The following is a 5,340-nucleotide window of genomic DNA, read 5'->3' on the forward strand; positions in this document are numbered from 1 at the left end:
GCCGGCGGACCGGCGGGGCCGCCTCCGCGGGCGCGACGGCCGGTTCCGGAGCGGCGGAGTCCGCCGGTCCGGTGCGGTCCTTCTCCACCTCGGCGCGGCGCTCGTCGAGGCGCTCGCTCATCTCGGTGAGACCGGCCCCGAGCCGGCCGAGCCACCCTGGCACTCGCGACATGATCCGTCCTCTTCCCCCGCGTCCCCGGGTGTCGGCCACCACTCGCCCCTGGAGTCGTTCGGATACGACCGTACAGTGCGAAAGCCCCTTCCCCGGGAAGGGGGAGGGGCTGCGCGAGGTGAAGAGGACCGCTGCGGGCCTAGTACCAGTGGTTGGCCGACCAGAACGACCACGCCTGGCAGGGGCTGCCGTAGCGCTCGTTCATGTAGTTGAGGCCCCACTTGATCTGGGTCGCCGGGTTGGTCTGCCAGTCGGCACCGGCCGAGGCATACTTGCCGGCGGGCAGGGCCTGGAAGAGACCGTAGGCGCCGGAGGAGGCGTTGACCGCGTGGTAGTTCCAGCTGGACTCGTGGTCCACGATGTTGCTGAAGCACTGGAACTGGTCGCCGGCCACCATCTGGCGCGCCATCGCCTGGATCTGCGCAACGGAGTAGTTGCTCTGGACCGGGAAGCTGGAGGAGTCCCGGACGTCGGTGCCGCGGCTGGCCGCGGCGGACTTCGCCTCGGCGCGCTCCTTGGCCTCCTTGGCCGCCTTCTCCGCCTCGGCCTTCTTCGCGATGGCCGTCTCGGCGGCGGCCTTGCGGGCCGATTCCTCGGCGTCCTTCTTGGCGCTCGCGTCCGCGGCGATGGCCTGGGCGTCGGCCTGCTGCGTCAGGGACGCGGTCTGGACCTGCGCCTGCTGACCCGCGGGGATGTCCGCGAGGAGCGTGGTGTCGGCAGCCGTCGGCTCGGCGTCGTTGTTCTGCGCGACGCTGCCCGAGGCAACTCCGACGACGCTTCCGACGGCGGTGACCGCGGTGGCCGAGGCCACTGCGAATCCCCGGACCGAAATCCGGCTCACACGGTTTCCTTCCAGCATCGCCCGCTTCGGTGACCCTGGCGGACGCAATCGTGCCCCCTGACACTGGCCTCCCAACTGCGGGGTCACGGGAGGCGCGGGCCCGGTGGGCAACTCCCTCGACGGGAGCGCCGCTTGGTGCTCGGGCGGCATACGGCGGCGCTATGGAGTTGGTGATACTGCTGATATGCGATACCGCTGGGGGTACACGTGTGCCGTATGCGGGGCCTGACAGGAATGAGACTCTGCCGTAACCGGACGCCGCGTGGCAATTCTGTGCTGCGTGTGAAAGCTCACATCCCGTTTGGCCCTGGGGATTTCAGGAAAGCCCCACACACCAAGGCGCCGCCCGGCTAGGCTCTTGGCCTTTGCCGGACGGCGCCAACGGCCGTCTGTCCCCGTGTCAGATGTGGCCGTCCTCCAGCATTTCGGTCACAAGCGCCGCGATCTGGGACCTCTCGGACCGAGTCAGCGTGACATGGGCGAAGAGGGGATGTCCCTTCAGTTTCTCCACGACGGCGACGACTCCGTCATAACGCCCTACGCGCAGATTGTCCCGCTGTGCCACGTCATGGGTGAGGACCACCCGCGAGTTGGCGCCGATCCGCGAGAGAACGGTCAGCAGGACGTTCCGCTCCAGCGACTGCGCCTCGTCGACGATCACGAACGCGTCGTGCAGCGAGCGCCCGCGGATGTGGGTGAGCGGGAGCACCTCCAGCATGCCGCGCGAGGTGACCTCCTCGATGACCTCGCGGCTGGTGACCGCCGAGAGGGTGTCGAAGACGGCCTGCGCCCACGGGCTCATCTTCTCCGCCTCGCTGCCCGGCAGATAGCCCAGTTCCTGGCCGCCGACCGCGTACAGCGGGCGGAAGACCATCACCTTCTGGTGCTGGCGCCGCTCCAGGACCGCCTCCAGGCCCGCGCACAGCGCCAGCGCCGACTTGCCGGTGCCGGCCCGGCCGCCCATCGAGACGATGCCGACGTCCGGGTCGAGCAGCAGGTCGAGCGCGATGCGCTGCTCGGCGCTGCGGCCCTTGATGCCGAACGCCTCCCGGTCGCCGCGCACCAGGCGGACGTCACCCTCGGCGCTGACCCGGCCGAGCGCCTTGCCGCGCTCGGACTGGATGGTCAGACCGGTGTGCACGGGGAGGGCGGACGCCTCCGGGACGTACACATGCCCTTCCTCGAAGAGGATGTCCACCTGTTCGCCCGACAGGGTGAGTTCGGACATCCCGGTCCAGCCGGAGCTGTCCGTGATGGCCAGCTCGGCCCGGTACTCCTCGGCGAGGAGGCCGACGGAGGACGCCTTGATCCTCAGCGGCAGGTCCTTCGACACGACGGTGACGTCGAACCCCTCGGCCTGCAGGTTGCGGGCCACCGCGAGGATGCGGGAGTCGTTGTCCCCCAGGCGGTAGCCGGTGGGCAGCACGCTGGGGTCCGAGTGGTTGAGCTCGACCCGGACCGTCCCGCCGAGTTCCCCGATCGGGATGGGGGCGTCGAGGCGACCGTTCTTCACCCGGTAGTCGTCCAGCAGGCGCAGGGCCTGGCGGGCGAAGTAGCCGAGCTCGGGATGGTGCCGCTTGGCCTCCAGCTCCGTGACCACGACGATCGGGAGCACGACCTCGTGCTCGTCGAAGCGGGTCAGGGCGTTCGGGTCGGCCAGCAGGACGCTGGTGTCGAGAACATAGGTGCGCCGGTCGGGCTTGTGGCGCTTTGTGCTGGTCACCACGGAAGGACGTACCCCCTCGGATGAGGTCGGGGAGCGACGAAGTGATGCTGGACCGGTGTCTGGCCCCACGCACGGCGGGCCGGGAACCGGCCTCCCCGCGGCTGCTTCCGTGCCGTGACCGCACGGTCGGGCTGGTGCAAAGGGCCTCCCGGGCGGACGGCCCCGTGCCGCCCGCTGAGATCCGACGCCCGTGGTTCGGGAGTCGACCTGTTTCGTTTATGCCCTCGAACACGCGCCGCCATGCAAATGCGGCCAACAGCGTGCTGGTGAACTCCTTGTTACAGGTCCGCGAACCGGGGTACGCGACACCGCCCCGTCACCGGGCGGCGACGGGGCGGTGCGGGGCGGCTCAGCCGCCGTAACGGCGATGACGTGCGGCGTAGTCGCGCAGGGCACGCAGGAAGTCGACTTTCCGGAAGGCCGGCCAGAAGACCTCGCAGAAGTAGTACTCGGAGTGGGCGGTCTGCCAGAGCATGAATCCGGACAGCCGCTGCTCGCCGCTGGTGCGGATCACCAGGTCCGGATCAGGCTGGGCCTTGGTGTAGAGGTGACGGCCGATCATGTCGACGTCGACGGACTCGGCGAGGTCCTCCAGGGACACGCCGCGGTCGCGCGCGTCGTGCAGCATGGAGCGCACGGCGTCGGCGATCTCCTGCCGGCCGCCGTAGCCGATGGCGACGTTGACGACTATCCCGTCGATGTGGGCGGTGGCCTCCTCGGCCTCCTTCAGCGCCGTCTGCATCTGCGAGGGCAGCAGGTCCGGCGTGCCCACGTGGTGCACGCGCCAGCGGCCGTCGGTCGCCAGGGTGCGGACGACGTCCTCGATGATGCCGAGCAGGGGGCCCAGCTCGTCCTGGGGACGGTCGAAGTTGTCGGTCGACAGCAGCCACAGGGTGACGACCTCGACGTCCGTCTCGGTGCACCAGCCGAGGAACTCCTCGATCTTCTCGGCACCGGCCCGGTGACCGTGCACCGTGGTGGAGCCGGACGCCTTCGCCCAGCGGCGGTTGCCGTCCATGATGACGCCGATGTGCTTGGGCACCTGAGCGTGGTCCAGGTGGCCTTCCACCCGGCGTGCGTAGAGCCTGACGAGCAGGCCGCGCAGCTTGTCGCGCAGGTTCACGTGACCCTCCGGGGGTTGGGCGCGGGGTATGGGTGCCGGAGCCGTCGAGCCTACCGCTGCCGCGGGCCTGTTCCGGCCCGGGGTTTGGGGTCCGGGCCCCTGCGGTCCGGGTCCGGGGCGGGGCCGTGGGGGCCGGTCGCGCCCACACGGCGGGGCCGCGCATCGGGCACGGTCCCGCGCCCGTGAGTGGGACGCCGGCACCCGGCCGGTGGGTTCCCGGCCGCCGCACGAAAAAACGGGCCGGTCCGTGGGGGGGAGACGGACCGGCCCGAGGGGGGGTTTCCACCATAACCCTTCGTGAGGGATGGTGGGTGCATCGGCGTGCCGCAACTACTCTCCGGAATCATCCGGCAACGGCCCGATGGCCGCGGAATGCGGGATTCAGTAGCCCCTCATGGCCGATTCACAGCGGAATCACAGGCAGATTCGGCCGGGAGGGCAGGAAATCGCAAGGATTAGGCCATGTTGGGGGCAGATAGCCGTGTTGCCCCACGGTCCCTCCGACGGGCTACCGCCCGCGAACGGTGACTTGACCATTCCGCTCCGGCGCCCGGTGGCCGTCATCCGGTTTCACGGCACCGCGCAGCCCCCTCCACTGCGCGGTACCGGCCGCGCAGCTTTGCTGACGCGAATTACCTTGGTCTGAACCTACGGGACACGTGAGGCGCGTGTGAACCGTGGTGGATAACAATGTGGAAACTCCGGGAGAACTCCCGGGAAAACCGGGGCCGAATCACACCGCTTCTCCCCGTCCGCCGCTTTCGTCAGCGGCCGGGCTTGCGCACGTCGAAGAGATGCCGGGCGCTGTGCGCGACGAACGGGCCCTCCCGCTCGATCTGTTCGTGCAGCGCCCGGAGCCGGGGTTCGTACGCCTCGACCGTGAAGCCGGGGACCATCCAGACGACCTTGCGCAGGAAGTGGACGACCGCTGCGATGTCGTGGAACTCCATCCGCAGCCGCTCCGCCCGCAGTCCGACGACCTCCAGCCCCGCCGCCTCGGCGCCGGCCCGCTCCCGCTCGGGGTCGCGGCCGCGGCGCACCTCCTCCGGCTGCGGCCCGAGGAAGTACTCGACCAGCTCGAAGACGCTGGACGGCCCGACGTGCTGGGCGAAGTAGGTGCCGCCGGGCCGCAGCACCCGGGCGATCTCGTCCCAGTACGGGCGCACCGGGTGCCGGCTGAGGACCAGGTCGAACGCCTCGTCGGCGAACGGCAGGGGAGCGTCGTCCGGGGCGGCGACCACGGCGACGCCGCGCGGCCTGAGCAGGGCGGTGGCCTTGGCCACGTTCGGCGGCCAGCCCTCGGTCGCCGCGACGAGCACGGGCCGCGCCGGCTCCGCCCGCCCCAGCGCGAAGTCCAGCACCTCCCCGCCCCCGGTCTGCACATCGAGCACGGCCCCGGCCCCGGCCAGCCGCTCCCCCGCCGACCGGGCGTACCCCCATGACGGCCGCGCCTCGGTGGCCCGCCCCTCGAACCACGA

The 5,340-nt window shown here is 70.6% G+C and carries 4 protein-coding genes and 1 pseudogene; all 5 read right to left on the minus strand.

What is annotated here, in order from left to right; genetic code table 11:
- Positions 1 to 172: pseudogene (locus GT045_RS39085) on the minus strand (AI-2E family transporter); the annotation flags it as partial.
- Positions 173 to 311: 139 nt separating this feature from the next.
- Entirely contained in the window at positions 312 to 1,031 is a 720-nt protein-coding gene (locus GT045_RS26385; RefSeq protein WP_202516021.1) for a transglycosylase SLT domain-containing protein, read from the minus strand.
- 382 nt (positions 1,032 to 1,413) lie between these two features.
- A complete protein-coding gene (locus GT045_RS26390) occupies positions 1,414 to 2,739 on the minus strand; it encodes a PhoH family protein (RefSeq protein ID WP_161294315.1) in 1,326 nt (441 codons plus the stop codon).
- A gap of 349 nt (positions 2,740 to 3,088) precedes the next feature.
- On the minus strand, positions 3,089 to 3,862 hold the full coding sequence (locus GT045_RS26395; protein ID WP_161294317.1) for an isoprenyl transferase: 774 nt from the start codon (positions 3,860 to 3,862) through the stop codon (positions 3,089 to 3,091).
- Between the two features lie 764 nt (positions 3,863 to 4,626).
- On the minus strand, positions 4,627 to 5,340 hold a 714-nt coding region (locus tag GT045_RS26400; RefSeq protein WP_161335682.1), incomplete at its 5' end, for a class I SAM-dependent methyltransferase.

The organism is Streptomyces sp. SID486 (assembly GCF_009865385.1).
Classification (GTDB): Bacteria; Actinomycetota; Actinomycetes; order Streptomycetales; family Streptomycetaceae; genus Streptomyces.